We start from the raw sequence: 992 nt of genomic DNA on the forward strand, positions 1-992 counted from the left end.
CGACGCCGGGATTCGGGGGCGGGGTCGGGACGGCCTCGGTGTCGCCACCGGCGGCGATGCCCACGGGTGCAGAGACCGAGCCGTCGACGTTGGCGTGCCGGGAAACGGAACCGTCCGCGTCCGCTTCCGCGCCAGCATCGCCCGCCGGCGGTGTGTGGTCGTGCGCCGGATCGGACGATGCGCGGACGAGCGCTTCGAGTTCCCGCAGCCGTGCGAGGTCCGCGGCATCCAGGGCGCCTTGCGCGGCCGGCCCGTAGGCGCGGCGCTGCAATCGGCGCAACTCGTCGGAGAAGTCGGGCATCGTCGTCCGGTCGGGCACGGGTCCCATTATGGCCGCAGTGCGGCGGCAGCACGGGTTTCGACGGATGCGTTTGTACGTTTCTACGATCTCCCGTAGTTTGGCGGAATGAGCGATGACGAGATCACCGACGTCCCTGCCCTCCGCAGCCTGGCCGCACGGGTCACGGCGCTGGAGGAGCAGCTGGCCCGACGCGACGACCGCACTCCCCCGCCGCGCGCCGATGACGCCGATGCCTTCTGGGCGCTGCGACGGGTGGAGGCGGAGCGCGCCGACCATCCCCCCCTCGCCGAGGGCGTCGTCATGATCGTCGGGTCGCTCACCCTGCCCACGGGCGCCCCCGTCGCCTGGCAGGAGGGCGCCCCCACTCAAGGACTGCTCGAGGCGGACTGGTCGGAGCATGCCGCCGCGTTCCAGGCGCTCGCTCATCCGGTGCGCTTGGAGCTGCTGCGCCGCATCCTGACCGGCACGACCACGACCTCGGAGCTCGCCGGCATCGACTCCCTCGGCACCACTGGCCAGCTCCACCACCACCTGCGCCAGCTGATCGCCGCCGGCTGGGTGCGCCAGAGCGCACGCGGCACCTATGAGGTGCCGGCGGCGCGGGTTGTGCCCCTGCTGTCGAGCCTGCTGGGAACCGGGCGATGAGCGCGTTCGCCCGCGCCCTGTACCGCGTCCGCGGCCCGCTCTACTA

The 992-nt window shown here is 72.7% G+C and carries 1 protein-coding gene and 1 pseudogene; one reads left to right on the plus strand and one right to left on the minus strand.

All coding sequences use genetic code 11. The features are described from left to right. Positions 1–319: pseudogene (locus NQ160_RS24175) on the minus strand (hypothetical protein); the annotation flags it as partial. 87 nt (positions 320–406) lie between these two features. On the opposite strand from NQ160_RS24175, the gene NQ160_RS24180 reads away from it, so the two are divergent. Beyond that, positions 407–946, plus strand: coding sequence for an ArsR/SmtB family transcription factor (locus tag NQ160_RS24180; protein ID WP_257517510.1), 540 nt, complete (start codon positions 407–409; stop codon positions 944–946). Positions 947–992 lie beyond the last annotated feature (46 nt).

This window comes from Microbacterium sp. zg.Y909, assembly GCF_024626565.1.